Raw genomic sequence first — 26,852 nt, forward strand, 5'->3', positions numbered from 1 at the left:
GCGTGTCAGAAATATCGCGATTACGGCGTTATGTACCTGAGCGTCAGGATCTCCGGGTCCGCTGGCGGCTTTCGGTCACCGAGTTCCTCTTCACCCCCCTGCTCATGGTCCTGGGGTCGGTCGCGCTCGCGGTGGGAGCGGTCCTGATCGACCTGTCCTCGCCGGAGTGGCCGGCCGGGCTCCGCGAGACCTTCGTACGGCTGTTCCCGCACGAGAACCTCATCAGCACGCTGCGGGTGATCGCCACCGGCCTGGTGACGGTCACCACCCTCACCCTGTCGGCGCTGATGGTGGCGATCTCGCACACCGCCACGACCGTCGCCCCCGTGGTGTTCGACCAGTTCCTGCGGCGCCGGGCCAACCAGGCCTACTTCGGGTACGTCGCGGGCTGCGCCACCTACACCTACCTGGTGATGGCCGTCATGCGCCCGCACTGGGCCGGGGTGGGGGCGCTGCTGGCGCTGGTCCTGGCCGCCGGGGCGCTGGTCCTGCTGGTCTTCATGGGGTACGCCATGATCGACCAGATGCGCCCCACCTCGGTGGTGCGCTCGATCCAGGAGCTCGCCTTCCGGGCCCGGCTGCGCCAGCTGCCCCTGCTGGCGCGCTCGCGCACCAGGCCCCGTCTCACCGGGGACTCCGTCCCGGTGACCACCCAGGCGACCGGCTACGTGGTCGACATCAGCACCGCCCGCCTGCAGGAGCTGCTGGCCCCCACGGGCGAGGAGGTCGAGGTCGCCTTCCAGGTGCGGATCGGGGACCTGCTGGCCTACGGCGACACCGTCGCGCGCATCCACGGCGGCACCGAGCAGCAGCGCCGGCACGTCGCCGACCGGGTGCTAGGCTGCGTGACGATCGACCGCATCCGCAACGCCGACGTCGACCCCGACCACGCCGTCGAACAGCTGGGCAACGTCGCCTGGGCGGCCACCTCCACCCGGCAGAACCCGGACGTGGCCCTGGCCTCCGTCGGCGCCCTGCGCGACCTGTCGGCGCGCTGCGCCGCGGCGGGGGTCCCCGACGCCGAGGTGTACGGCGGGCCGCTGCCGGTGGTCTACGACGACGCCATGCAGCGGCGGATCGTGGCGGCCCTGGTCGACCTCGTGGTGGTCAGCACCTCCTCGCGCCAGCACCAGACCTGCGCCGTGGCGCTGTCCACCCTGGCCGAGATCCTGCCCCAGCTCGACGACCGGGACCGGGACGTGGCGGTCCTGAGCCTGCAGCGGGCGCTGCCGGCGACGCTGTCGCACGTGGCGAGTGTGGAGATGGGCCGCGGCCTGGCCCGGCTGCGCGCCGCCTTCGACGCGATCGGCCGGGAGGACATGGCCGACCAGGTCCGCGACATGGGTCCCCGGCTGGTCAGGGAGAACGGCCTGGGCGACGGCGACCTCATCGACCACCTCGACGACCTCGACATCACCGGCCCCCGTCCCTTCCGCTACCGCTGAACCCTCACCCGTACGGCCGGCCCCGAAAAACCACCCGGCCGTACGGGGCAGCTGCTCCTTCCCCGTTGCGACGCTGCCCGTAATGGGAAGCCTGGGGAAGGCCGGGCGATTCGGCTCCGGTCCGGCTGCGCGAACTGATCATTTTGGCCCGCGCCATGCCGCCGACCGGGGGAGCGGTCACCTGGGGCCGTGGGGAGCGGTTCGGGTTCACCGCGATGGCGGATGGGCGGGTGTACTGCTTCGCCGCCGCCGTGACGACCGAGGGTCGCGCCGCTCCGGACGGTGGGTGCGCCGGGCTGCGCCGTCGCTTCGGCACCTGGCCGGATCCGATTCCCGCCCTGCCGGCGGCGACGGCGCCGCAGCGGGTGCTCCGGCAGGACCTCTACGACCTGCCGCCCGACCGGCGTGGCCGCCGGCGGTGTTCCTGCGCGACGCCGGGGCCCGGCTGGTTCCGGCGCGGGCGGCGCTGCGCGGGATGGTGCCGGTCCTGGGCCGGCGGGCCGGTATGGAACGCTGAAAGCGTGCCGGACTGGACATATCATCCTTTGCGCCCTCTGGCGGCGGCCGTCCTGGGGCGGCGACGGTCGCAGCGGGCGGCGCTGCGGGCCCTGGCCACGCTGACCTCGTTGCCCGGAGGCGCCAAGCTCGTCTCCGGGTTGTTCGACCACCCCCGCCCGCCCGCGGACGTGGCGCAACGACTCGGCGCGGTGGTCCCGGTCGCGTTCGCCCGGGACGCGATCCGGGCGCTGCCGGTCCAGGGCGCCGGGGTCATCGAGATCGGGCCGGTCACCCCGGCGGACGTGCCGCAGGTACGGCGGGCCGTCGCCGACCGTACCTGCCGGGTGATCGTCCGGACGTCCACGCCAGAGGCCGCGGCGCAGCTCGCGCCGTACGTCGACGGGGTGATCACCGGGGACGAACCGGATCTGATCCGCCTGACCGATCCCGCCGTGGCGCCTGCCGCGGCGGCGCTGGCCGACCCGGGCGTGACGGTGCTGGCCACGCCCGCGGTGCTGGTGGCCGCGGGACCCGGCTGGTTCCAGCGGGTCATCGAGGCGGTGACCCCGACCGAGCCGCCGCCCGGGCTGCGCGAGATCACCGCCGATCCGCGGCGCTGGCCGCAGTGGTGGTGGGGCCTGCTCGTCGGCCTCGGCATGATCGGTGCCGGGCTCGGCGCCGCCCTGATCACGATCGGGCCGCTGCTGCTCTGGTACGACAAGGGGTACCTCGGCGTCGACCGTCACCACCTCGACGCCGTCAACCGCCACCTGGTGCCCTTCCTGCAGCACGACCGGATCACGATGGCCGGCACCATGGTGGCGATCGGCGTGCTGTACGCCGGGCTGGCGTGGGGCGGCCTGCGACAGGGCCGGCGGTGGGCCCGCAGGGCGTACCTCGTCTCCGGCCTGATCGGCTTCTCCACCCTGTTCTACTTCCTGAACACCGGCTTCGTGGAGCCCCTGCACACCGCGGTCACGGTGGTGCTGTTCCCGATGTTCCTGGCGGCCACCTGGCGCCGGCCGATGCGACCCCGGTGGAGGGCCCGCCCGGAAGGACCGGAACGGCTGCGGCGGCGCGCCCTCGTCGGGCAGCTCCTGATGGTCGCGGTCGGCCTCGGGCTGTTCGCCGGAGGAATCGTCGTCTCCGTCGTGGGACTCACCGAGGTCTTCGTGCCCACCGACCTGACGTTCCTGGGCACCGACGCCGACCGGCTGCACGCGGCCAATCCCCGGCTGGTGCCGTTCATCGCCCACGACCGGGCCGGGTTCGGCGGCGCCCTCATGGCCGCCGCGCTGGCGGTCATCCTGCTCAGCCTGTGGGGCTGGCGCCGCGGCGAGTCGTGGGTCTGGTGGTCGCTGGCCCTGGCCGCGGCCGCCGGGTTCCTGCCCGCCGTCATCGTGCACCTGATCATCGGTTATACGAGCTTCGTGCACCTGGCCCCGGTGTACCTGGGAATCGGCCTCACCGCGCTCGCCCTCACCCTGGCCAGGCCCTACCTGCGCGCCCGGGAGCAGGGGGCCGGCGCGTCGCCGGAGGCGGGGTGAGGTCAGCCCTCGACGCCGGTGGCCTTGTGCGCCGCGCCGATCGGCTTGGACTCGGGTGACCCCCGCTGGCGCAGGTAGATGGCGAGCACCACCATCGACAGCACCGCGAGGAACTCCGACTGCCAGTTCTGCAGGGTGCGGTTCCAGAAGTCGGCCGATGCGACGTACTCGCCCCAGCTCACCGGATCCTGGAGCTGGGACAGCTGCTCGGCGTTGTAGGCCGCCCGGCCCGCCACCGACTGGGCCAGCCACGACAGGACGAAGATCAGTCCCATCAGCAGGCCGAGGGAGTTGCCGTACAGCTTCAGCCGCCACCCGCCCGCCTTGGCCCAGGACGGGCTGTCCGGCTCGATGTACCGGCCCACCTGCTGGTCGTGGTCGCTCTCCCGGCCCTCCTTGCCCGGCTCCTTCGACTCCGGCGAGCCGCGCTGCACCAGCCAGACCGTGGCCAGGATGAACAGCAGGAACTGGAGGTACTCCGACTGCCAGTTCTCGGCCACGTCGACGGCGAAGTCGGAGGAGGTGACGTACTCCGCCCAGGAGACCGTCGAGCCGCCCTCCGCCAGCAGGCGCGCGTTGTAGTCCGCGGTGCCCGCCACCGACTGACCGGCCAGCGAGAGCAGGAACAGCACCAGGAAGAACAGACTCAGCGCGTTGTCCTTGACGAAACCTCTCACGGTTCCCCCTAGCGGCCGATCAGGCCGATGGTCAGCACATAGGCCAGGCCGGTCACCACGATGACGAGCGTGGTGATGAACATGACGCGCATGTCAGCCCTCCACTTCGCAGTCGTAGGGCAGCTCGCCGTGCGGGCGGCAGCCCGCCGCCCGCACCAGCCAGCCCTGCGGGAACCGGTGGAGGAAGACGGTGTCGCGCACCAGCCGCACCTGGGCCTCGTCCCCCCAGACCTCCGCCCCGCGGACCTCGCCGCCGGGCATGACGAGCGTGGTGACGGCCCGGGCGCACGCCTCGCCACCGGACTCCACGCTCTCGGCGGCCCGGGGCGTCAGCAGCGCACAGGCCCGATCACCCTGGCCCGCCGATATCGCCGAGTAGAACCGCTGCGCCGCCTGCCCGGCGGCGCCCTCCTCGGCAGATGCGCACCCTGTCAGCCCGGTGATCAGGGCCACCGCCGCAGCGCACATCATTCGTCTCCTCATCGGCACCTCCTACCCCGGTGGCCTCGAAAGTCACATGGGAGATCGTTGAAGCGTTCTCAGCCTCCGGTGAGCTCGGCGATCAGACGGTCCCAGTCCGCCAGGAACCGGTCCAGGCCGTAGCGGGCGAGCGCGGCGGCCCGGGCGGTCTTGCCGACCTGCCGGGCCAGCTCCGGCTCGCCGACGAAGGCGTCCAGCGCGGCGGTCAGGACGCCCACCCGGGTGGAGACCACGCCCGCCTCCGGCGGCACCGCCTCCACGGCCTCGGTCGCCGCCAGCGCCACCACCGGCATGCCGATCATCATGGCCTCGATCAGCGACAGGCCCAGCGAGGTCCACCGGTAGGGGTGCACGTAGACGCGCCGCCGGGCCAGCTCGGCGTGCATCGCCGCCTGCGGCAGGTCCTCGAAGACGCCCACCGGGATGCCGAGGTGGCCGGGCAGGCCGGTGACCCGCATGCCGAACACGTCCAGCGGGGCCTCCTCGGCGAAGCGGGGCAGCAGGTCGGTGCCCGCGACCCGCTCGCGCCGGATCGGCTCGTTGACCACCACGGCGGCCCGGGGGAGCTCGCCGGTGTAGAGGTGACCGGGGTCGACGACGCCGTGCTCGATCACCCGGGTGGGCGCCCGGCCGCAGTCCCAGAACAGGCTGTTGAAGTGGGTCACGTGGACCACGGGGATGTCGTCGCGCTCGGCCAGCGGGTGCAGGGTGGCCGGGACGTCGCCCTTGGGGGTGTTGTGCTCGACGTAGACGGCGGGCACGTCCTTGCCGGGACGGCGGCCCAGCCACTCGGCGGCCAGCTCTATCTCGTCGGGGCGTTGCAGTACGACCAGGTCCACGTCCTCGTCGCGGAGCCGGTCGGCGGGCACCTCGCGCGCCGCCTGCGGCCACGGGTAGGTCTGCGCCCGCCCGCGCCCGTCGGGGCCCCTGTCCGGGGTGAGCGGGACCAGATAGTCGTGGGCGCCGTGCACGAACGACGTCATCCAGGAGCCGTGCACGTGCCAGGCCAGGATCCTCACGACGACACCTCCCCGGCGGGGACGGCGGCGGGGACTGCCGGGACCTCGCCGAGCGCCATGGAGACCGCGGCGGCCAGGTCGGGGGCGACCTCGGCGGCGGCGGCCACCTCCTCGGGCAGCGTCACCTCCGTGGGCACCAGGATGCCCCGGGCCCCGGCCGCGCGGGCGGCCTCGACGTCCCTGCCGATGTCGCCGATCACCACGCAGTCACCGGGATCCACGCCGAGGGTCCGCGCCGCGTGCAGGACGAGGCCGGGGGCGGGCTTGCGGCACCCGCAGCCGTCGGCGTCGCCGTGCGTGCAGACCGCCCACACGTCGAAGGGACCGAGCAGCTCCTCGACGCGGGCGTTGACCTCCTCCAGCTCGGCCGCGGCGATCAGGCCCCTGGCCACCCCGGACTGGTTGGTGACGATCCCTACCGGTATGCCCGCCCGGCGGACCCGGTCGAGCGCCTCGCGGCTTCCCAGCAGGGGTTTTACCCTGTCTGCCTGGTTGTTGTATGGGACGTCGTAAATGAGAGTCCCATCCCTGTCGAAAAGCACCGCCGCGGGCTTTCCCATGTATGGCACATGCACCTCCGGAGCGATTGTTCGCCGACCTTTCCAGCTACCCGGGCATCCGTAAGTTAACCCTTAAAAAAACTACTTAGAGTGACAACCTGCACTACAGAGGGCCTTCTAGCTGCACTTCTATCGGACCGGTGTGTTTGAGAAGCGCTTCTCTCGGTAGTGATGAGAAGTCTGCGGGAGGCGAATGCATGAAATTCCTAGGGTTAAACGCGATTTTCCATGACCCGGCGGCGGCCCTCGTGGTCGACGGCCATGTGGTGGCGGCCGCCGAAGAGGAGAGGTTCAGCCGCCGTAAGCACGGAAAACGTCCTGTCCCCTTCTCCGCATGGGAGCTGCCCGAGCAGGCCGCCGCCTGGTGTCTGGAACAGGCCGGCCTCAAACCGGAGGACCTCGACGCCGTCGCCTACTCCTACGATCCCGCGCTCGTACGGCCCGGACAGAAGGGCCTGGACGAGCGATGGGAGGACCTGCGCACCACCTACGCCCACCGGGCCCCGGCCTTCCTGGCCACCGCCCTGCCCGGTCTGGACCCCGCCCAGGTCCGTTACGTCCCCCACCACGTGGCGCACGCCGCCTCGGCCGGGCTCGCGGCGCCGTACCGGAACTCGGCGGTCCTGGTGTGCGACGGCCGCGGTGAGGCGGTCTCGCACCTGGCCGGCCACTACCGCGACGGCGAGCTGACCGTCCTGGCCACCCAGGAGCTGCCGCACTCCCTCGGGCTGATGTACGAGGAGGTCACCGAGCACCTGGGCTTCATGCGCTCCAGCGACGAGTACAAGGTCATGGCGCTGGCCTCCTACGGCGAGCCCCGTTTCCTGGGCGAGCTGCGCGAGCTCATCTACGCCACCGGCGACGGCGGGTTCCGCGTCGAGCCCGTCGACTGGGGCGGCTACGCCAAGGCCCTGGGCAAGGGCGAGGCCTGGTCGGCCGACCACGCCGACCTCGCCGCCAGCGTGCAGAAGCGGCTGGAGGAGGTCCTGCTCGACCTCGCCCGCTGGCTGCACGAGCGCACCGGCGAGCGCTACCTGACCATGGCCGGGGGAGTGGCGCTCAACTGCGTCGCCAACACCCGCCTGCTGGCCGAGGGGCCCTTCGAGGAGATCTGGGTGCAGCCCGCCGCGGGCGACTCCGGGACCGCGCTCGGCGGGGCGCTGCACCTGGCCCATGCCTTCGGGGAGCCGGCCGCGCCGATGCCCGGCGCCGACCTCGGCCGGGGCTGGACCGACGAGGAGCTGGCCGCCTGGCTGGACGTGGCGCGGGTGCCGTATGAACGCCCCCGCGACCTGGCCGCCGCGGTCGCCGCCGAGCTGGCCGCCGACCGGATCATCGCCTGGTTCCAGGGGCGCAGCGAGTACGGCCCACGCGCCCTCGGGCGCCGTTCGCTGCTGGCCCACCCCGGCCGGGCGGACAACACCGAGCGGCTCAACGACGTCAAGGGCCGCGAGCAGTTCCGCCCGATCGCCCCCATGGTGCTGGCCGAGCGCGCCGGTGAGATCTTCGAACGCGGCCCGATGCCCAGCCCCTACATGCTTTTCGTCCACGACGTGCGGCCCGAGTGGCGCGAGCGCATCCCCGCCGTCGTGCACGTCGACGGCACCGCCAGGATCCAGACCGTGGACCGGGCCGACCACCCGCTGATGGCCAGGACCCTGGAGGAGTTCGAGGCCAGGACCGGGATCCCGGTGGTGGTCAACACCAGCCTCAACACGGCCGGACGGCCCATGGTCGACGACCCCCGCGACGCCCTGGAGTGCTTCGGGTCGGCCCCGGTGGACGTCCTCGTGCTCGGCCCGTACCTGATCCGGCGGGGGCAGGTGTTCGCATCATGATCACCGTGGTCATCCCGACGATCGGCCGTCCCACCCTGGCCGCGACCCTCGCGGCGCTGGATCCCGCGACCGAGGTCATCGTGGTCGACGACCGCCCCGAGGCGGTCATCGACCCGCTGCCCGAGCCCGCGGTGCCGGAAGGCCCGCCCGTGGTGTCCCCCGCGGCGGTGGAGGACGACGCCGACCTGCTGGGCGTGGTCGGCGCGGCCGGCGGCCGGGTGCGGATCCTGCGCTCCGGCGGCCGGGGACCCGCCGCCGCCAGGAACACCGGGTGGCGTGCGGCGCAGACGCCGTGGATCGTCTTCCTCGACGACGACGTGATCCCCGAGCCCGGCTGGGACAAGGCGGTCCGCGCCGACCTGGAGGACCTGCCCGCCGACGTGGGCGGCAGCCAGGGGCGCATCGAGGTCCCCCTCCCGCTCGACCGCAGGCCCACCGACGCCGAGCGCAACACCGCCGGCCTGGCGACCGCCGAGTGGATCACCGCCGACATGGCCTACCGCCGCGCCGCGCTGGAGCGGGTCGGCGGGTTCGACGAGCGCTTCCCGCGGGCCTACCGGGAGGACGCCGACCTCGCGCTGCGGGTGCAGGCGGCGGGCTACCGGCTGGTCAGGGGCGAGCGCGTCACCCGGCACCCGGTCCGCGACGACGGGTTCTGGGCCAGCGTACGGTTCCAGCGCGGCAACGCCGACGACGCGCTGATGCGGCGCGTCCACGGCCCCGACTGGCGGGCCGCCCTGGGCGGTGCGCCCGGCCGGTTGCGCCGCCACGCGCTCGTCACCGCCTCGGGCCTGCTCGCCATCGGGGCGGGCCTGACGGGCAGGCGACGGGTCGCCGCCGCCGCGGGGACGGCGTGGGCACTGCTCACGGCCGAGTTCGCCTGGGCGCGCATCGCCCCGGGGCCGCGCACGAAGGAGGAGATCCGGCGGATGATCGCCACGAGCGCACTCATTCCGCCGGTGGCCTGTGCGCACCGCCTCCGCGGGGAAATGCGGGTCCGCAGGTGATCGGCACCGTCCTCGTGGCGCGCGTCGACAACGCCGGCGACGTGCTGCTGGCGGGGCCGGCGATCCGGGCGGTGGCCGCCGGGGCACGGGAGGTCGTGCTGCTGGCGGGGCCGCACGGCCGGGCGGCGGGCGAACTGCTGCCGGGCGTGTCCCGCGTGCTGGAATGGCGCACGCCGTGGATCGACCCCGAACCGCCCCCGGTGAACGAGGCGCACACCGCGCGCCTCGTCGAGGACGTGCGGCGGCTGGCTCCGGAGCAGGCGCTGATCCTGACCTCCTTCCACCAGTCGCCGCTCCCGCTCGCCCTGCTGCTGCGGCTGGCGGGCGTGCCCAGGATCAGTGCGATCAGCACCGACTATCCCGGCTCGCTGCTCGACGTGCGCCGCGTCGTCGACGAGGACGTGGACGTCCCGGAGGCCGAGCGCATGCTCGGCCTGGCAAGGCAGGCCGGGTTCGACTTGCCGCCGGGCGACGACGGCCGCCTGGCCGTACGGCGCCCGCTGCCCGAGGTGGGGCACCTGACCGGCCCGCCCGGCTACGTGGCCCTCCACCCCGGCGTGTCGGCGCCCGCCAGAGCCTGGCCCGCCGAGAGCTGGGTCCGGCTGGCCGCGGACCTGTCGGCCGCGGGGGAGCGGGTCGTGGTGACCGGCGGCCGCGGTGAGCGCGAGCTGACCGCGCGGATCGCCGCGGCCGGGGACGCGCCCGACCTGGGCGGCGGCACGACCATGGCGGAGCTGGCGGCGGTGCTCGACGGGGCGGGCGCGGTCGTGGCGGCCAACACCGGCCCCGCGCACCTGGCCGCCGCGGTCGGCACCCCGGTGGTCAGTCTCTTCGCCCCGGTCGTCCCCGCCGCCCGCTGGGCGCCGTACGGCGTGCGCTCCGTGCTCCTGGGAGACCAGAACGCCCCGTGCCGGGGCACCCGGGCCCGGGTCTGCCCGGTGCCCGGCCATCCCTGTCTGTCGTCGGTGTCCAGTCAACGGGTCGTCGAGGAGGTCCGTCGCGTGGCCGCACCAAAGGAGGCAGTCGTATGAGGATCGCTCTGATATCCGAGCACGCCAACCCGCTGGCCGCCGTCGGCGGGGTCGACGCCGGCGGGCAGAACGTGCACGTCGCGGCTCTGGCCGCGGGGCTGGCCGACCGGGGGCACGAGGTCGTGGTCTACACCCGGCGTGACAACCGCGACGTGCCCGACACCGTGGAGATGCATCCCGGCGTGACCGTCGAGCACGTCCCGGCGGGACCGGCCGTGCCGGTCTCCAAGGACATGCTGCTGCCGTACATGCCCGCCTTCGCCGATCACCTGCGGCGGCGCTGGGCCCGGTGGCGCCCCGCCGTCGCGCACGCCCACTTCTGGATGAGCGGCGTGGCCGCGCTCGGGGCCGCGCGCCACCTCGGGGTGCCGGTGCTGCAGACCTTCCACGCCCTGGGCACGGTCAAGCGCCGCTGGCAGGGGTCGGCCGACACCAGCCCGCGCGAGCGGATCGACATGGAGACCAGGATCGGCCGGCAGGCCCGGGCCGTCGTGGCCACCTGCAGCGACGAGGTGGACGAGCTGCTGGCCATGGGCGTGCCGGGCGAGCAGATCGCGGTCGTGCCGTGCGGCGTCGACCTCGACCACTTCCGCCCGGACGGTCCCGTCGCCCCCCGCGGGCAGCGCCACCGCATCCTCAGCATCGGCCGCATGGTCCCCCGAAAGGGGGTCGGCACGGTCGTGGAGGCCCTGCGCCACCTGCCCGGGGCCGAGCTGGTCATCGCCGGAGGCGCCCAGGACGACGAGGAGAGCCGGCGCCTGACCGCCCTGGCCGCCTCGCACGGACTGTCGGACCGGGTCAGCCTGGTGGGCAGCGTCGGCCGCGCCGACGTGCCCGCCCTCATGCGCTCGGCCGACGTGGTGGTCACCGTGCCCTGGTACGAGCCGTTCGGCATCGTGCCGGTGGAGGCCATGGCCTGCGGCGTGCCCGTGGTGGCCTCCGCCGTCGGCGGCCACCTCGACACGGTCGCGGGCTGGGGCACGCTGGTCCCGCCCCGCCGCCCGCGGGCCCTGGCCCGGGCGCTGCGCGACCTGCTGGACCGCCCGGACCTGCGGGCCTCCATCGGGGCCGCGGGGGAGCGCCGCGCCAGGAACCTGTACGGCTGGCCCCGAATCGCCGAGCGAACCGAGGCCGTCTATCTCGACGTGATCGCCGGCCGACGCGATCACGACCGCAACCGCATCATCGTCACGGCCGGAGGCTGAACCATGCATCCGCACCTGTCACGCCTGCGCGCCGCGCTCGCCGCGGTCGACGCCGACACTCCGACGATCTCCGCCTGGGGCCGCAAACTCGCGGCCGTGCTGGCCGGCGGGGGAAGGTTGCTCGCCTGCGGCAACGGCGGCTCGGCCGCCGAGGCCCAGCACCTGACCGCGGAGCTGGTCGGCCGTTTCCGCGACGACCGCCGCCCGTACGCCGCCATCCCGCTGCACGCCGACACCTCGACCGTCTCCGCCATCGGCAACGACTTCGGCGTCGAGGAGATCTACGCCCGCCAGGTGCGGGCGCACGGCAGGCCGGGCGACGTCCTGCTGTGCCTGTCGACCAGCGGGACCAGCCCCAACGTGCTGGCCGCGGCGATGGCCGCCCGCGAGGTCGGCGTCACGACCTGGGCGCTGACCGGCCCGGCGCCCAACCCGCTGGCCGAGCTGTGCGACGACGCCCTGCCGATCGACGCCGGGGAGACCGCGACCGTGCAGGAGGTCCACCTCGCCGTGATCCACATGCTCTGCGCCGCGCTCGAGGCCGCGTGCGGGCACGCGCCGGAGGAGACGGAGCAGCTGACGCCGATGCCCCGCAAGCAACGGCGGGAGACACGGCAGGAGACACGGCAGGAGCAGCTGGAACGAGCGCGCGACGGCGCGCTGGAAGGAGTGCGCGGATGAGGCCGGGCCCCCTGGTGGTCGTCGGCGACACCCTGCTCGACGTGGACGTCGAGGGGGAGGCGGATCGCCTCTGCCCGGACGCGCCCGTCCCCGTCGTGGCCGGAGCCAGGGAGAACAGCCGCCCCGGCGGGGCGGGCCTGGCCGCCCTGCTGGCCGCCTCCGCCGGCGCCGAGGTGGTCCTGATCACCGCCGCCGGCGACGACGAGTCGGGACGGCGCCTGCGGGAGCTGCTGTCCGGCCGGGTGGAGGTGGTGCGGCTGCCGCTGAGCGGCGGCACCCCCACCAAGACCCGCATCCGGGCACGCGGCCAGACGCTGCTGCGGCTCGACACCGGTGAGGGCCGGGCCGTGACCGGCCCGGACGGCCACCGGCCGCGCGGGGCCGCGTCACGCTTATCCGGGTCCGCGCCGTACGTGCCCGGAGCCCGCGGGAGCGGTTCCGAGCTGCGGCGGGCGATCGCGGCGATCCGGGGCGCGGGCGCGATCCTGGCCTCCGACTACGGCCTGGGCACGGTGGAGGTCATGCGCGGCGTGCTGGCCGAGGCGACCGCTCCGCTGGTGTGGGACCCGCACCCGCGCGGCCGGGCCCCGCTGCCCGGCTGCGCGCTTGTCACCCCCAGCGAGGCCGAGGCCCGGCTGCTGTGCGCCGGATCGTACGGCTCGCCCGACCAGGCGGCCCGCCGCCTGCTGCACGACCTGGACGTCGAGGCCGTGGCCATCACCCTGGGCGCCCGCGGCGCCGTGCTCGCGCGGCGGGGGGAGCGGCTCCTGGAGATCGCCCCGCCCTTCCCCGTGTCGGGCGCGGACCCGTGCGGGGCGGGCGACCGCTTCGCCGGGGCCGCCGCCCTGGCGCTGGGCGGGGGCGCCGGGGCCGAGGAGGCCGTCAGGCACGCGGTCGAGGCGGCCACCCGCTTCGTGGGGGACGGCGGAGCCGCCGCCGTCCGGCTGTCGGCCTCCGGGCCGCGGGAGCGCTTCCCGCTGGAGGAGGGCGGGCGGCCGGCCGCCGGGGCGGACGGCGAGCGGTTCCTCCCGCCGGAGCTGGGCGACCGCCCGCGCACGCCCCTGGAGCTGGCCGAGGCCGTCCGCGCCGCGGGGGGCCGGCTGGTCGCCACCGGCGGCTGCTTCGACCTGCTGCACGCCGGTCACGTCAGCCTGCTGCGCCGGGCCAGGGCCCTGGGGGACGCGCTCATCGTCTGCGTCAACTCCGACGACTCCGTCCGGGGGCTGAAGGGGCCCGGACGTCCCGTGGTGAACGAGGAGGACCGGGTCGAGGTGCTGCGCGCGCTGGAGTGCGTGGACGGCGTCGCGGTCTTCGACGAGAGCACGCCGGTCTCGCTGATCGAGCGCCTGCGGCCCGATGTGTGGGTCAAGGGCGGCGACTACGCCGAATCGGACCTGCCGGAGGCCGAGACGGTGCGCCGGGCCGGCGGCGAGGTCGTGATCCTGCCGCTCGTCCCCGGCCGCTCCACCACCGATCTGATCGCCGCCGCCCGTGCGGCGCTGTGAGGGGAGCGCGATGAACAGCTCCCGCCGCCGGGACGGCGCCCCGCCGCGTCCCCGTCTCCCGCACGACCCCGAAAGGACATCATGCTCGGAAACATCCTGATCACCGGTGGTGCGTCCGGTCTGGGCCTGGCCACCGCCGAGGCCGTGGCCAAGGCCGGTGGGCGGCCCCTGGTGATCGACGTCAACGCCCCCGCCGCCGAGATGGACCACGTCGTCGCCGACCTGGCCGACCGGGAGCAGGCCGAACGGGCGGTGACCGAGCTGGCCGGGCGGGCCGGCGGGCTGGACGGCGTCGTCACCGCCGCGGGCATCGACGCCTGCGGCCGTCTGGAGGACGTCGCCGCCGACCGGTGGGAGCGGGTGGTCCAGGTCAACCTGTTCGGCACCGTCTCGGTGGTCCGCGCGGCCCTGCCGTACCTGACCGCCTCCCGGGGCAGGGTCGTGACCTGCGCCTCGACCCTCGGCCTGCGGGCGGTCAGCGACGCCACCGCCTACTGCGCCTCCAAGTTCGGCGTGGTCGGCTTCACCAGGGCGCTGGCGACCGAGCTGGCCGGTCAGGTGGGGGTGACGCTGCTGGTCCCCGGCGGCATGCACACCCACTTCTTCGACGACCGCGACGAACAGTACAAGCCGGGCCCAGACGCCAAGCTCAACAAGCCCGAGGACGTGGCCGCGACCGTCGTGTTCGCGCTCAGCCAGCCGGCCGGCTGCGAGATCAGGGAGCTGCTGGTCTGCTCCTCCACGGAGACGTCGTGGCCCTGACCGGGACGGCGGTGGCGCGGTGAGGACCGGCGGGGACGGGCGGCCCGCGGTGCTGGCCCTGCGCGGGCTGGCACTGGGGGACCTGCTCACCGCGGTGCCCGCGCTGCGGGCGCTGCGGCGGGCCTTCCCCGGGCACCGGCTCGTGCTGGCGGCCCCGTCCGCGCTGGCCGACCTGCTGCCGCTGATCGGCGGGGTCGACGAGCTGCTGGACGTCTCCGGGCCGGGGCCCGTGCCGTTCGACGCACCCGAGGTCGCGGTCAACCTGCACGGCCGCGGCCCGCAGAGCGTCGACGCGCTGCGCCGTACCCGCCCGGGAAGGCTCATCACCCACGCCCACCCCGGCTTCCCCGAGGTGTCCGGCCCGCCGTGGCGGCAGGACGCGCACGAGGTCCGGCGCTGGTGCGACCTGCTCGGCTGGTACGGCATCCCGGCCGACCCCGCCGACCTGAGGCTGTCGGAGCCCGCGGGAGCGGAGGGCGGCGCCGGGCGCACCGGTCCCGTGGTGGTGCATCCCGGGGCCGCCTACCCGGCCAGGCGCTGGCCGCCGGAGCGGTTCGCCCAGGTGATCGACGGGCTGCGCCGGGCAGGACACGAGGTGGTGGTCACCGGAGGGCCGGCCGAGCGCGACCTCGCCGCGACCGTGGCGACCCTGGCCGGCCTGCCCGGTGAGCGCGTGCTGGCCGGGCGCACCCGGCTGCGGGAGCTGGCCGCGCTGGTGGCCCGCGCCCGGCTGGTCGTCTGCGGCGACACCGGGGTGGCCCATCTGGCCAGCGCGTACGGCACGCCGTCGGTGGTGCTGTTCGGACCGGTCGCGCCCGCCCTGTGGGGACCGCCCCCGGCGGGCCCGCACATCGCCCTGTGGGCGGGGATGTCAGGAGACCCCCATGGAGGAGAGACCGACCCCGGCCTGCTGCGGATCGGCGTGCCGGAGGTTCTCGAGGCAGCACTGAGATCGCTGGAGGTGAAGGTGTGATGGAGGCACGACGCGCGGTGGTGACCGGAGGAGCCGGATTCCTGGGCTCCTATCTGTGTGAGCGCCTGGTGGAACGGGGGACGGAGGTGATCTGCATGGACAACTTCCTCACCGGTTCGCCCGACAACGTGGCGCATCTGATGGGGAACTCCGCCTTCAGGCTCGTCGAGTGCGACCTCACCGGCTTCGTCCACGTGTCCGGCGACGTCGATCTGGTGCTCCACTTCGCCTCGGCGGCGTCCCCCGTCGACTATCTGCGGCACCCGATCGAGACGCTCAAGGTGGGCAGCCTGGGGACGTTGCACGCCCTGGGCCTGGCCCGGGAGAAGGGCGCGCGCTTCGTGCTGGCCTCCACCAGCGAGGTGTACGGCGACCCGCTGGAGCACCCGCAGAAGGAGGGCTACTGGGGCAACGTCAACCCGGTCGGGCCGCGCAGCGTCTACGACGAGGCCAAGCGCTTCGCCGAGTCGCTGACCACGGCCTACCGCAACTCGCACGGCACCGACACCGGGATCGTGCGGATCTTCAACACCTACGGGCCGAGGATGCGCCCCCACGACGGCCGGGCCATCCCCACCTTCATCCGCCAGGCGCTGTCCGGCGAGCCGATCACCGTGACCGGGGACGGCACCCAGACCCGCTCCATCTGCTACGTGACCGACACGGTCGAGGGCATCCTCGCCATGGCCGACAGCGACTTCGAGGGCCCGGTCAACATCGGCAACCCCGCGGAGCTGACCATGCTGGAACTGGCCGAGACCATCCGCGGCCTGACCGGCTCGTCCTCGCCGATCGAGTTCATCGACCGTCCCGCCGACGACCCGGCCGTACGGCGCCCGGACACCTCGCTGGCGGCCTCCCGGCTGGGCTGGAAGGCCCAGGTGGAGGCCGGCGATGGCCTGCGCCGCACGATCGAGTGGTTCGCCGACAAGCTCAGCGAGACGCCGAAGGCCGTGGCCGGCCGATGAGGTCGGTCCGCGGGCGGCGGCGAGGCCCCGTCCGCGGACCTACCCGGACGACGTGGCGGCCTCAGGAGGACCGGGCCGCGACGGTGAGGTCGCTGAGGATCTCCGCCATCCGGGCGGCGTTGCGCTGGGCGTTGTCGCGGCAGCAGTTGTTCATCAGGACGTGCACGGTCTCCGCCTCCCGGGAGAACTCGCCGATCCTGGCCGCCCAGCGCCCCAGCTCGGCCTCCGAGTAGAGATAGGCGAACCTCTCCTCGATCTTCTTGCTGGCCCACTTCTCCGAATGACCGTGGAAGCGGATCACCGCCAGGTCGGCGGTGGCGGCCAGGACGGGCGGGATCGAGGAGGGGTGGCCCTGCGGCATGTCCACGCTGACGTAGGGGATGCCGTTGGAGGCCAGGAAGTCCAGCGTGCGGGCGCGCTCGCCCTCCTCCATCCAGGTCCGGTTGCGGAACTCCACGCACGCGCGCATCGGGGCGCAGCGCCGTACGCACTCCAGCACGTGACGCCGGTTGCGCTCCCCGGCCGGCAGCCACGGGGGGAACTGCAGGAGCACCGCGCCGAGCTTGCCCGCCTCGTGCAGGGGCGTGAGCGTGCCGAGGAAGCGCCGCCACACCTCCTCGAGGATCTCCGGGCCGACGTCGCGGGCGTACAGGGAGCCGTCCGGGTCGCCGAGCGCCGTGCGCAGGTCCTTGTACAGCGACCGCGCGCGGGTGGGGTGCCCGGTCAGCAGGGAGAACGCCTTGACATTGAAGGTGAAGCCGGGAGGCGTGCGGTCCCGCCAGGCCTGCACGGTCTTGAGCGAGGGGGGATGGTAGTAGGTGGCGTCCACCTCCACCAGCGGGAACCGCTGCGCGTAGTAGGCCAGCCGGTCGGCGGGGGTCGACGCCTCCGCGGGATACCAGCCCGAGTCGAGCAGGGACCGGTCGGTCCATGAGGCCGTGCCCACGAGGATGTTCGCCATGCCCCGCCCCCTGCCCCGGCGGGCGGGACCCTCACCTACCGATCGTTTTCACGGCCCCGCCGATCACTTTCACGGCACGGGTGAAGGCGGGAGCGATTACCCCTTTCCGCGACGGGTAGCGGAGGTGACCACAGTCGAATCGAATATTGGGAGGCGTCATGAACGCAGCGCACCCCCGTACCGCACGCACGCCGGTGCAGCTCGCTGCGCTGGTCGTCGGGGTCGTATTCCTGCTCGTCGGCATCCTGGGGTTCATCCCCGGCATCACCACCAATGTCGACCAGCTCGAGTTCGCCGGACACCAGTCGGACGCGATGCTGCTCGGAATCTTCGAGGTCTCGATCCTGCACAACATCGTCCACCTCCTGTTCGGAGTGGCGGGCGTCGCGCTCGCGCGGACGTGGTCGGGAGCCCGTAGCTACCTGATCGGCGGCGGGGTCGTCTACGTGCTGCTCTGGCTGTACGGCATGCTCGTCGGCCACGACACCGCGGCCAACTTCGTCCCGGTCAACAACGCGGACAACTGGCTGCACCTGGTGCTCGGGGTGGGCATGCTCGCCTTGGGCTTCCTGCTCAGCCGCCGTTCCGTCGCCTCGCGGATCTGACGGGCGACCGGCGGAAACAGCGGAGACAGCGGAGACAGCGGAAACACTGAAGGGGCCCGGCCGCCTGATCGGCCGGGCCCCTTCGCGGGTCCCACAGGCGTTCGCGGGTCACGCGTCCGCCGGATTCACGGGCGCCTGCCCACTCCGGTCGCCAGCTCGCCGATCCGCAGCGGGCCTCCGGTGTCGGCCGACAGCGGCGGGGTGGCCATGCCCGAGGTGGTGCGCAGGCCCTCCAGCAGATCGCGCAGCGCGTCGACCGCGGAGTACCGGGGCTGCCAGCCGAGCTCGGCGCGCGCCCGGGAGACGTCCATGATCGGTACGGCGAGCAGCATGTCGAACAGGTCCGGGGCGGCCGGCACCAGGCGCGCGTGCCAGGCGGCCGAGGCCGCGCCCCGCAGCAGCCCGGCGGGGACGCGCACCCGGCGGGCGCCGAGCAGCTCGGCCAGGACCGCGGGGTCGATCACCGGGTCGGCGGCGATGTTGAAGGCGCCCGACACCTGCGAGGTCACCGCCCGGTGGAAGGCCTGGCCGATGTCGTCACCGTGCACCGCCTGGAAGCGGAGGCCGGGGACGTCGGGGACGACGGGGATCAGGCTGGGCCGGATCAGCCGCTGGGGCAGGAAGGGGCCGCCGAACAGCCGCCGCTGCTCGGTCGCGGCCTCCCGCTTGAAGACGAAGCCGGGGCGCAGCCGTACCACTCTGATCTCCGGGTGCTCGTGCTCGAAGATGTCGAGCGCCCGCTCCACGTAGGCCTTCTCCCGCCCGTAGGCGGCTCCGGGCCAGCCGTGGGTGGGCCAGTCCTCGGAGACGGGGCGGTCCTTCGGGCCGGGGGAGTAGGCGCCCACGGAGGAGGAGTACACCAGGGCGGGCACCTTGGCGCGGGCCGCGGCCGCGAAGACCCGCATGCTGCCCAGCGCGTTGACGTGCCAGGTCGTGATCGGGTCGCGGGTCGGCTGGAACAGCCAGGCCAGGTGCACGACCGCGTCCGAGCCCTCGAAGTGCGGGGCCAGATCGCCGGTGGAGACGTCCACGGAGCGCCATTCGGTCTTCTCCGGACGCCAGTCGGGCGGCCTGCGGGCCAGGCCGAGAACGGATGTGACGCTGCTGTCGACCACCAGGGAGGACACCACGCTGGTGCCGAGGTTTCCGGTGGCGCCGACCACTGTTACACGCATAACTCCCGGATGCCCTCACATCCGGGGGTGAACCTGCGGGCGCGTGATTTTCGGCGTATGCGGTTCTCCCGGGCACACAGGCGGTGCGGCGGGCGGACGTACGCGGGCGGTCAGACGAGCTTGACCGAGGCGATGCTCTCGGGCCGACCGTGGAGGAGTGCCTCCTGGAGTGTCGGGTAGACGTCGAAGGCGGCGTCGAGTCCGGTCAGCCGCATGATGCGGCGGGGCACGGGGTTCAGGCAGCACAGGGCGCAGGTGCCGCCGCAGCGGTGGGCCCTGCTGGATGCCTGGACGAGAAGCCTCAGCCCCGAGGAGTCGATGAAGTTCATAGAGGAGAGATCGAACAGCAGCCGAGGCCGGGTGGTCGTGAGCGCCTCGTTTATCTGCTCGCTGAGCAGCGCCTCCTCCGTTTTGTCGACCTCACCGATGATCGTGATGATGGTGAAGTCGTCGTGGCGCTCCCTGTTGATCTCCAGCGGCATAGGTGACTCCAGACCAGCGCATGATGGCAGCGGTCCTGGAATCTCCTGGTCCGCTCATGCGCCTGGTCCCCTCAGTCTCGCCCCTCGGGAGGCGAACACACAAGGTGGGTGCCGGTTGTGAGGTGATCCGGCTGATTTGTTATGCGCTTTTGCGGGGGGCCGGAGGGGGAAGAGTGTCGGGCCGAGCTCCTGCGTGAGCGGTTCGGCGGCGAGTGCCCTGTTTGGCCTTTACGCCATGGGTATGGAGAAGTCCATGCAGCTCACGCCAGGGAGGCAACATGGCTAAATTCGGATATTTCCTGTCGAGTGAGGAGCACGGGCCCAAGGAGCTGGTGCGCCAGGCCAAGCTCGCCGAGCAGGCGGGGTTCGAGGCCCTGTGGATCTCCGACCACTTCCACCCCTGGCTGGACGAGCAGGGCCAGAGCCCGTTCGTCTGGTCGGTGATCGGCGCCGTCGCCGAGGCGACGTCGCTGCCGATCACCACGGCGGTGACCTGCCCGCTGGTCCGCATCCACCCGGCGATCATCGCCCAGGCCGCCGCGACCACCGCGGCGCTGACCGACGGCCGCTTCCGGCTCGGCGTCGGCACCGGTGAGGCGCTCAACGAACACATCATCGACTCGCGCTGGCCTCCGGCCGAGGAACGGCTGGAGATGCTGGAAGAGGCGATCGAGGTGATGCGCGAGCTGTGGAGCGGCAAGCTGGTGACCCACCGCGGCACGCACTACGACGTGGACACCGCCCGCCTCTACACGCTGCCCGACGAGCCGCCGCCGGTCTACATCTCCGGCTTCGGTGAGAAGTCGGTGCAGCTGGCCGGGCGCATCGGCGACGGCTACATCTCCACCGGCCCCTCCGCCGACATGGTGAGCATGTTCCGCACCTCCGGCGGCGGGGACAAGACCGTGCAGGGCGGCCTGAAGGTCTGCTACGCCGCCGACGAGGACACGGCGCGCAAGACCGTGCACCGGCTCTGGCCGACCCAGGGCATCCAGGGCGAGGCGGCCCAGCTCCTGCCGCTGCCCCGGCACTTCGAGCAGCTGTCGCAGATGGTCTCGGTGGAGGACGCCAGCCAGGGCTCGCCGTGCGGTCCCGACCCCGAGGTCCACGTCAAGGTGATCAAGGAATACCTCGACGCCGGTTTCGACGAGGTCTACATCAGCCAGATCGGCCAGGAGCAGGACGCCTTCTTCGACTTCTACGCCAAGGAGGTCCTGCCCCGCCTGCGCTGACCGTTCGCCCCGCCCGCAGACGGGTAGGCGCCCCCACGTCGGATCGGAGAGGAGACAACGGACTATGAAGGCCGTCACCTGGCACGGTAAGCGCGACGTACGGGTCGAGGAGGTCTCCGACCCCGCGATCAAGGAACCCACCGACGCGATCATCAAGGTCACCACGACTGCGATCTGCGGCTCCGACCTGCACCTGTACGAGGTCCTCGGCCCCTTCATCGAGCCGGGCGACGTGCTCGGCCACGAACCGATGGGCGTCGTGGAGGAGGTGGGCGCCGACGTCGAGCACATCAAGCCGGGCGATCGGGTCGTCATCCCCTTCAACATCTCCTGCGGCCACTGCCACATGTGCGGCATGAACCTGTTCGCCCAGTGCGAGACCACCCAGGTCCGCGAGCACGGCATGGGCGCCGCGCTGTTCGGCTACACCAAGCTGTACGGCGAGGTCCCCGGCGGCCAGGCGGAGTACCTGCGCGTCCCGCAGGCCCACTTCGGCCCGATCAAGGTCCCGGAGGGCCCGGCGGACGAGCGCTTCGTCTACCTGTCGGACGTGCTGCCGACCTCCTGGCAGGCCGTGGACTACGCCGAGGTCCCCGAGGGCGGCAGCGTCACGGTCTTCGGCCTGGGCCCGATCGGCCAGATGAGCGCCCGCATCGCCAGGCACCGCGGATACCGCGTGATCGGCGTCGACGGGGTGCCCGAACGGCTGGAGATGGCCCGCCGGAACGGGATCGAGGTGCTGGACACCGAGGTGACCGACGACATCTCCGAGGCGGTCCGCGAGCTGACCGGCGGGCGCGGCACCGACTCGGTCATCGACGCCGTCGGCATGGAGGCGCACGGCTCGCCGGTCGCGAAGTTCGCCCACACGCTCACCGGCATGCTGCCCGACGCGATCGCGGCCCCGCTGATGACCAACGCGGGCGTGGACCGGCTGGCCGCCCTCTACCAGGCCATCGAGACGGTGCGGCGCGGCGGGACGATCTCCGTCAGCGGCGTCTACGGCGGCATGGCCGACCCGATGCCGATGCTGAGGATGTTCGACAAGGGCGTCACCCTGCGCATGGGCCAGGCCCACGTCAAGCGCTGGATCGACGAGCTGATGCCGCTGGTCACCGATGACGCCGACCCCCTGGGCGTCATGGACCTGGCCACCCACAGGATGCCGCTGGACCGGGCCCCGCACGCCTACGAGATCTTCCAGAAGAAGCAGGACGGAGCCATCAAGGTCCTGCTCAATCCCTGAAGACCCCTGAGCCGGGGCCGTCGGACCCCGGCTCGGCTTCCAGAACCACTCCATCGATAGAAAGGGAACCAGTGGACGCCATCGTTCTCCTGAGGGAAGACCACAAGACGGTCGAGAAGCTGTTCAAGCAGTTCGAGAAGGCCGGTGAGGACGCCTACGACGAGAAGCGCAAGCTCGTCGACCAGATGATCGAGGAACTCACCGCCCACGCGTACATCGAGGAGGAGATCTTCTATCCCGCCGCCCGCGCCGCCGCGCCGGACACCGTGGACCACGTCCTGGAGAGCGTCGAGGAGCACCACGTGGTGGTCTGGATGCTCTCGGAGCTCAAGAACATGGACCCCCGGGACGAGCGCTTCGACGCCAAGGTGACCGTTCTCATGGAGAACGTCCGCCACCACGTCGAGGAGGAGGAGAACGAGTGGTTCCCCGAGGTGCGTAAGGCGATGGGCCGCAACAAGCTCCAGGAGCTCTGCGACGAGATGGTCAAGGCCAAGGGCAGGGCGCCGAGCGAGCCGCTGGCCGTCTCCAGCGCCCGGCAGTAGGCCGGGAGCCTCATCACGGGCGCGCCGCCGTACCGGAGGGCGCGCCGTACCCCGGGAGCCCGTACGCCGGGAGCCCAGACGTCGAGAGCCCGGACGTCGAGAGCCCGGACGTCGAGAGCCCGGACGTCGAGAGCCCGGACGCCCGCCGTACCCCGGCGGCCGTCCGGGCTCTCGGCGTGGTGGGAGGGGGAGGGGGCAGGCGGGTCCTCTAGGAGAGGGCGGCGCCCTCAGGCCGGTCGTGATCTTCCGGCGGACCGGAGGGCGGTGCCGCGGGGAGGGTGACCCGGACGCAGGTCCCCTCGTGCAGCCTGCTGTGCAGGTCGACGGATCCCCCGTGCAACTCGATGATCTTCCTGACGATGGACAGGCCCACGCCGGTCCCGCCGATCGCCTGCTCCTCGGCCTCCCGGGAGCGGTAGAAGTCCTCGAAGACGTGCTCCACGTCCGCCTCCCCGATCCCGATCCCGGCGTCGTGGATCTCCACGGCCGGGGGGACGGCGGTGACGGCGACGTCGATGGCACTCGCGGCGGGCGTGAACTTGATCGCGTTGTCCAGCAGGTGGACCAGCGCGTACCGCAGCCGCTCCGGATCGGCCCACACCGGCACCTCCCCCGCGATGTGCAGGCGCATGTCGTGGTCGCGTCCGGCGCCCTTGGCGACGGCCTCCTCGACCGCGCGGCGGGTGAGGCCGGCCAGGTCGACCCGCTCGGGGGAGAAGGCGGCGGTGTGTGCGCTGAGGCTGGCCATCAGCAGCAGCTCGTCCAGCCGCTCCAGCAGGCGGTCGCTGTTGCGCTCGATCACCTGCAGGAACTCCCGCTCGGTGTCCTCGTCCAGTCCGCCGTCCTGGATCAGCTGCAGATAGCTGCGGATCGAGGTCAGCGGGGTGCGCAGCTCGTGGTTGATGTTGCGCAGGAACTGGTGCTTGAGCTCCGCCACCTCCTCCAGGTGCCGGGCGACCTTCTCGCCCTGCCGGACGTGGTGGCGCAGCTCCAGCAGCGCGGCGGCGTGGGAGGCCAGCAGGCGCAGGGCGCGTCTCTGCTCGTCGGCCAGGAGCCGGGGCCGGTGGTCCATCGCGCACACCGTGCCCAGGACGTGCCCGTGCCCGCCGATCATCGGCGCGCCCGCGTAGAAGCGCAGGTACGGTTCCCCGGCGACCAGGGGATCGTCCCGGAAGCGCGGGTCGGCCAGCGCGTCGCGGACCTCCAGCAGTTCGCGCCGGGAGACGACGTGGGGACAGAAGCCCGTCCGCCGGTCCGCGACGACGTCCCCCGCGATGCCGACGCGGCCCCTCAGGTGCTGCCGGTCGCCGCCCACCAGGTTGACCAGGGCGACCGGCGTCCGGCAGATGAAGGCGGCGAACTCGGCGACGCTCTGGAAGTCCTTGTCCAGCGGGGCGTCCAGCGCCTCCAACTCGTGCAGTTCCCGCAGCCGGTCGTTCTCGTCGGGCGGTACCGGGCCCTGCGTCATGGCCACCCATCCGTCAGCTCACCGAAGTTCTAGGCCACTTGTATCCGCTGGACGGGCCGCCATGCCCGGCAAGCGGGTAAACGACCGGTCAGGAGAAGGGAATTCCCGCCGCCCCGGCGGGTGGGAAAGGTCTTTCCTGATACGCCGCGGATGAGAATTCCTCCCGGCGGGCTGTCAGTGGAAAGCGGCACGTCCTGTCGCGGGCCGGGTACTGCGGATTCGCCGACCACGTCATCCGGAGCACGCGGGAGGCGCGCCGGGAGAACGGGAATTCCGGTTCCGGGACAACGCGTTTCACTGGAAACTCCGCCCGCCGGCGGCCGGGTAATGCGCGGATTTTTCCGGAATGCGCCTGTTGATTCTCCCGTCCCGCCGTTCCGGTGACATGTTCCGGATTCCATCGGTCCCCGCGATTCTCGCGATTCCCGCCGTCAGCGGTGTCGCCGGCGTGGCGGCGTCAGTGGTGGCACAGCAGGCAGTGCAGGGCCGCCTCCAGGGAGCCCGCGTCGGCGACGGGAGCGGGCCAGGGCAGGCGGATCAGGGCGGGCCGGTCGAGGCCGCCCGAGCGCACGGTGACGCCGAAGCGGTCCAGCTCCCAGAGCCAGGGGTCGACGACCCCGGAGGGCAGCAGGGAGCACAGGGCCCTCTCCAGGCGGTCGCGGTGGGCCTCGTTGACGTGGTGGACGATGCGCTCGGCCTCGGCCGTCAGCGGGTCGGGGGCCGCGTCGAGATACTCCTCGGCGTCCAGGACGCCCGACTCGGGGCCGGTGAGATAGATCACCTGACCGACGTCCACGCGCAGCAGCCGCGGCCCGTCCGGATTCGCGGGGCCCTCCACCGCCTCGAACAGCGCCTCGTCGGGGCAGCGCTCGGCGATGGCGACCGCGGTCCCGCGCAGCTCGCCGGCCGGTACGGCCTGCAGCCAGCCCTGCACCTTGAGCAGGCCCCGGGACAGCTCGAGGCCGCCCAGCGAGCGGCTCGCGGTCAGGTCCACCGTGACCACCGGCTCGTGCCCGTCCGCGCCGTGCAGCGGCTCACCGGGCTTGACCAGCAGGACCGGGCGGCCCGAGCCGTCCACCCCGCCCTTGACGGGCATGGCGGGCTCGGTCGTGCCGGCGAGGGAGAGGTGGGTGGGGGCGGCGGTCGCGGCGAGGGTGCGGACCCGCTCGGGAACGGGCGGGGCGGTGACGGGGCGCTGCATGAGCCGGCTCTCCTTGAGATCGGGCGGTCATTGCGTCTAAGGTAAGCCTTACCTCAGTAAGGCAAACCTAACCACAAGGGAGCGACTGTGCGCTACACCGGACCCAAGGTGCGGCTCTCCCGCCGCGCCGGAGTCCCGCTCACCCGCAAGGCCGTGCGCTACTTCGAGCAGCGCCCCTACCCGCCGGGCGAGCACGGCCGCAAGACCAACCGTCGCCAGACCGGCGACTACGGCCTGCGGCTGATGGAGAAGCAGAAGCTGCGCTGGTACTACGACGTCTCCGAGCGGCAGATGCGCCGCTACTGGGACATGGCGCTGCGCAGCCCGGGCCGCTCCGGCGCCGAACTGCTGGTGCTGCTGGAGAGCCGCCTGGCCTCCCTGGTCCTGCGCGCCGGTCTCGCCCCGTCGATCTACGCCGCCCGCCAGTACATCTCGCACGGGCACATCACCGTCGACGGCCGCAAGGTGGACATCCCCAGCTACCTGGTCAAGCCCGGCCAGGTGATCGCGGTGCGCGAGAGGTCGCGCCGGATGCAGCCGTTCGTCGCCGCCGAGGGCGTCTACGCCGACGAGCGCATCGCCTCCTATCTGGACGTCAGCCACGCCGACCTGCGCTTCACGGTGGTCAGCCGGCCGCTGCGCGAGCAGATCGCGGTCCCGGTGGACGAGCAGATGGTCGTGGAGTTCTACTCCCGCTGACGCGACGCCGTCCGGCCGCCGGAGCGCCGCTTGCGGCCCGGCCGGACGTCGGAGGGCCGGTCCGGTGCGGGCCGGTCGCCGTTGGGCGCTGCGGCGACGCGGTCCCGCAGTTCCCGTACCTCGGCCCGGAGGGCGGCCAGCTCGGCCAGGACCACCGTGCCGAGCTCCTCGGTCGCCTGCACCGACTCCTCGGCGTGCTCCTCCTCCATCGCGCTGACCACCACGGCGATGAACAGGTTGAGCACGACGAAGGTGCACACCAGCATGAACAGCACGAAGAACACCCACGCCCACGGATGCTCGTCCATCACCTCGCGGGTGATGTCCGACCACCCGTCCCCCGTCATCATCTGGAACAGGGTGAACAGCGAGGTGGGCAGGTCGCCGAAGTACGCCGGCGCCGTGCTCTGGTACAGCTTGGTGCTCATCACGGCCGCGACGTAGAGCACCAGGCCGAGCAGCAGCACGATCGAGGTCATCCCGGGCACCGCGGTCAGGAGCGCGGTGACGACCCTGCGCAGGCTCGGCACCACCGAGATCAGCCGCAGCGCCCGCAGGATCCGCAGCGCCCGCAGCACCGACAGGCCGCCCGCGGTGGGCAGCAGGGAGACCAGCACGATCGAGGCGTCGAAGAGGTTCCACGGATCCCGGAAGAACCGGCCGCGGTAGACGTAGACCTTGGCCGCCAGCTCCGCCACGAAGACGTAGAGCGCGATGTGGTCGACGATCGTGAGCGCCGTGCCGTACCGCCCGACGACGTCGGCGGAGGTCTCCAGCCCCAGGGTCGCCGCGTTGATCACGATGACGGTGATGATCATCTGCTGGAAGCGTGAGGTCTCCAGGACGGCGCGAACGCGCTCACGCACCGGAACTCCCGGGGGCGGAGGATCGTGGACAGCGCAAGATCATAACGGATGCCCGGGACCCCGGCCGCCGGGGGAGAGGCCGGTGCCCGGCAGATGGAAAGCCCCGGCTCCCGGGATGCGGCCGAGCGGGGACGAGGTCCGTGGTTCTCGCCGAGCAGGGGCGGGTTCGTGGTTCC

Annotated in this window: 26 protein-coding genes; 16 read left to right on the forward strand and 10 right to left on the reverse strand. The window is 72.7% G+C overall.

Annotated elements, in window-relative coordinates; translation table 11 throughout:
* The first annotated feature begins 2 nt into the window (after positions 1–2).
* Positions 3–1,445: a DUF2254 family protein gene (locus tag Psi01_RS33915; RefSeq protein WP_275424631.1), complete on the forward strand. Its 1,443-nt coding sequence runs from the start codon at positions 3–5 to the stop codon at positions 1,443–1,445.
* A 545-nt stretch (positions 1,446–1,990) separates the two neighbouring features.
* Entirely contained in the window at positions 1,991–3,490 is a 1,500-nt protein-coding gene (locus Psi01_RS33920) for a hypothetical protein (protein ID WP_204068238.1), read from the forward strand.
* Between the two features lie 2 nt (positions 3,491–3,492).
* On the opposite strand, the gene Psi01_RS33925 is transcribed toward Psi01_RS33920, so the two are convergent.
* From Psi01_RS33925 to Psi01_RS33940, 4 genes are all read right to left on the reverse strand, one after another.
* Entirely contained in the window at positions 3,493–4,167 is a 675-nt protein-coding gene (locus Psi01_RS33925; protein WP_204068239.1) for a DUF6766 family protein, read from the reverse strand.
* A 93-nt stretch (positions 4,168–4,260) separates the two neighbouring features.
* Entirely contained in the window at positions 4,261–4,650 is a 390-nt protein-coding gene (locus Psi01_RS33930; protein ID WP_204068240.1) for a hypothetical protein, read from the reverse strand.
* A gap of 56 nt (positions 4,651–4,706) precedes the next feature.
* Positions 4,707–5,666 carry a glycosyltransferase gene (locus Psi01_RS33935; protein WP_239128232.1) on the reverse strand — a complete coding sequence of 320 codons (960 nt, stop codon included), beginning with the start codon at positions 5,664–5,666 and terminating at the stop codon, positions 4,707–4,709.
* Positions 5,663–6,226 carry a D-glycero-alpha-D-manno-heptose-1,7-bisphosphate 7-phosphatase gene (locus Psi01_RS33940; RefSeq protein WP_204068273.1) on the reverse strand — a complete coding sequence of 188 codons (564 nt, stop codon included), beginning with the start codon at positions 6,224–6,226 and terminating at the stop codon, positions 5,663–5,665. Before Psi01_RS33940 ends, Psi01_RS33935 begins: the two co-directional genes overlap by 4 nt.
* A 197-nt stretch (positions 6,227–6,423) precedes the next feature.
* Here Psi01_RS33940 and Psi01_RS33945 point away from each other — a divergent pair, with 197 nt between their 5' ends.
* The 9 genes from Psi01_RS33945 to Psi01_RS33985 all read left to right on the forward strand — a co-directional run bounded on the left by Psi01_RS33945 (position 6,424) and on the right by Psi01_RS33985 (position 16,196).
* Complete coding sequence (locus Psi01_RS33945; RefSeq protein WP_204068241.1) at positions 6,424–8,064, forward strand: carbamoyltransferase family protein; 1,641 nt, start codon at positions 6,424–6,426, stop codon at positions 8,062–8,064.
* Positions 8,061–9,071 (forward strand): glycosyltransferase family 2 protein, encoded by a 1,011-nt coding sequence (locus tag Psi01_RS33950; protein WP_204068242.1) that lies wholly within the window; start codon positions 8,061–8,063, stop codon positions 9,069–9,071. Before Psi01_RS33945 ends, Psi01_RS33950 begins: the two co-directional genes overlap by 4 nt.
* Positions 9,068–10,102 carry a glycosyltransferase family 9 protein gene (locus tag Psi01_RS33955; protein ID WP_204068243.1) on the forward strand — a complete coding sequence of 345 codons (1,035 nt, stop codon included), beginning with the start codon at positions 9,068–9,070 and terminating at the stop codon, positions 10,100–10,102. The genes Psi01_RS33950 and Psi01_RS33955 overlap by 4 nt, the downstream gene beginning before the upstream one ends.
* Positions 10,099–11,307 carry a glycosyltransferase gene (locus tag Psi01_RS33960; protein WP_204068244.1) on the forward strand — a complete coding sequence of 403 codons (1,209 nt, stop codon included), beginning with the start codon at positions 10,099–10,101 and terminating at the stop codon, positions 11,305–11,307. The genes Psi01_RS33955 and Psi01_RS33960 overlap by 4 nt, the downstream gene beginning before the upstream one ends.
* Positions 11,308–11,310: 3 nt before the next feature.
* Positions 11,311–11,988 carry a D-sedoheptulose-7-phosphate isomerase gene (locus Psi01_RS33965; protein WP_204068245.1) on the forward strand — a complete coding sequence of 226 codons (678 nt, stop codon included), beginning with the start codon at positions 11,311–11,313 and terminating at the stop codon, positions 11,986–11,988.
* Complete coding sequence (rfaE2, locus tag Psi01_RS33970) at positions 11,985–13,493, forward strand: D-glycero-beta-D-manno-heptose 1-phosphate adenylyltransferase (protein WP_204068246.1); 1,509 nt, start codon at positions 11,985–11,987, stop codon at positions 13,491–13,493. The genes Psi01_RS33965 and rfaE2 overlap by 4 nt, the downstream gene beginning before the upstream one ends.
* A gap of 81 nt (positions 13,494–13,574) precedes the next feature.
* Positions 13,575–14,255, forward strand: coding sequence for an SDR family oxidoreductase (locus Psi01_RS33975; protein ID WP_204068247.1), 681 nt, complete (start codon positions 13,575–13,577; stop codon positions 14,253–14,255).
* 19 nt (positions 14,256–14,274) lie between these two features.
* Positions 14,275–15,228, forward strand: coding sequence for a glycosyltransferase family 9 protein (locus tag Psi01_RS33980; protein ID WP_204068248.1), 954 nt, complete (start codon positions 14,275–14,277; stop codon positions 15,226–15,228).
* Positions 15,228–16,196 carry a UDP-glucuronic acid decarboxylase family protein gene (locus Psi01_RS33985; protein WP_204068249.1) on the forward strand — a complete coding sequence of 323 codons (969 nt, stop codon included), beginning with the start codon at positions 15,228–15,230 and terminating at the stop codon, positions 16,194–16,196. Before Psi01_RS33980 ends, Psi01_RS33985 begins: the two co-directional genes overlap by 1 nt.
* A gap of 61 nt (positions 16,197–16,257) precedes the next feature.
* Here Psi01_RS33985 and Psi01_RS33990 read toward each other — a convergent pair whose 3' ends face one another.
* Complete coding sequence (locus tag Psi01_RS33990) at positions 16,258–17,157, reverse strand: DUF72 domain-containing protein (protein WP_204068250.1); 900 nt, start codon at positions 17,155–17,157, stop codon at positions 16,258–16,260.
* A 158-nt stretch (positions 17,158–17,315) separates the two neighbouring features.
* On the opposite strand from Psi01_RS33990, the gene Psi01_RS33995 reads away from it, so the two are divergent.
* Complete coding sequence (locus Psi01_RS33995) at positions 17,316–17,762, forward strand: DUF4383 domain-containing protein (RefSeq protein ID WP_204068251.1); 447 nt, start codon at positions 17,316–17,318, stop codon at positions 17,760–17,762.
* Positions 17,763–17,887: 125 nt separating this feature from the next.
* Here Psi01_RS33995 and Psi01_RS34000 read toward each other — a convergent pair whose 3' ends face one another.
* Together Psi01_RS34000 and Psi01_RS34005 are read right to left on the reverse strand one after the other, a co-directional pair.
* Positions 17,888–18,937, reverse strand: coding sequence for an NAD-dependent epimerase/dehydratase family protein (locus Psi01_RS34000; RefSeq protein WP_204068252.1), 1,050 nt, complete (start codon positions 18,935–18,937; stop codon positions 17,888–17,890).
* 110 nt (positions 18,938–19,047) lie between these two features.
* The gene (locus Psi01_RS34005; RefSeq protein WP_204068253.1) at positions 19,048–19,419 is read right to left on the reverse strand and encodes an STAS domain-containing protein; all 372 of its coding nucleotides are present in this window, start codon (positions 19,417–19,419) and stop codon (positions 19,048–19,050) included.
* A gap of 278 nt (positions 19,420–19,697) precedes the next feature.
* On the opposite strand from Psi01_RS34005, the gene Psi01_RS34010 reads away from it, so the two are divergent.
* From Psi01_RS34010 to Psi01_RS34020, 3 genes are all read left to right on the forward strand, one after another.
* Entirely contained in the window at positions 19,698–20,651 is a 954-nt protein-coding gene (locus Psi01_RS34010; protein WP_204068254.1) for an LLM class F420-dependent oxidoreductase, read from the forward strand.
* A gap of 64 nt (positions 20,652–20,715) precedes the next feature.
* Positions 20,716–21,897, forward strand: a complete 1,182-nt coding sequence (locus tag Psi01_RS34015; RefSeq protein ID WP_204068255.1) for a zinc-dependent alcohol dehydrogenase — start codon at positions 20,716–20,718, stop codon at positions 21,895–21,897.
* 71 nt (positions 21,898–21,968) lie between these two features.
* Positions 21,969–22,442 (forward strand): hemerythrin domain-containing protein, encoded by a 474-nt coding sequence (locus Psi01_RS34020; RefSeq protein ID WP_204068256.1) that lies wholly within the window; start codon positions 21,969–21,971, stop codon positions 22,440–22,442.
* A gap of 208 nt (positions 22,443–22,650) precedes the next feature.
* On the opposite strand, the gene Psi01_RS44245 is transcribed toward Psi01_RS34020, so the two are convergent.
* Together Psi01_RS44245 and Psi01_RS34035 are read right to left on the reverse strand one after the other, a co-directional pair.
* Positions 22,651–23,910, reverse strand: coding sequence for a GAF domain-containing sensor histidine kinase (locus Psi01_RS44245; protein ID WP_204068257.1), 1,260 nt, complete (start codon positions 23,908–23,910; stop codon positions 22,651–22,653).
* 457 nt (positions 23,911–24,367) lie between these two features.
* Positions 24,368–25,111: a DUF2470 domain-containing protein gene (locus Psi01_RS34035; protein WP_204068258.1), complete on the reverse strand. Its 744-nt coding sequence runs from the start codon at positions 25,109–25,111 to the stop codon at positions 24,368–24,370.
* Between the two features lie 87 nt (positions 25,112–25,198).
* Here Psi01_RS34035 and rpsD point away from each other — a divergent pair, with 87 nt between their 5' ends.
* A complete protein-coding gene (gene rpsD, locus Psi01_RS34040) occupies positions 25,199–25,810 on the forward strand; it encodes a 30S ribosomal protein S4 (protein WP_204068259.1) in 612 nt (203 codons plus the stop codon).
* Here the strand turns inward: rpsD and Psi01_RS34045 are convergent.
* Complete coding sequence (locus Psi01_RS34045; RefSeq protein WP_204068260.1) at positions 25,798–26,676, reverse strand: ion transporter; 879 nt, start codon at positions 26,674–26,676, stop codon at positions 25,798–25,800. The genes rpsD and Psi01_RS34045 overlap by 13 nt on opposite strands.
* Positions 26,677–26,852 lie beyond the last annotated feature (176 nt).

Origin of the sequence: Paraplanobispora siamensis (assembly GCF_016863175.1) — a bacterium.
Taxonomy (GTDB): Bacteria; Actinomycetota; Actinomycetes; order Streptosporangiales; family Streptosporangiaceae; genus Planobispora; species Planobispora siamensis.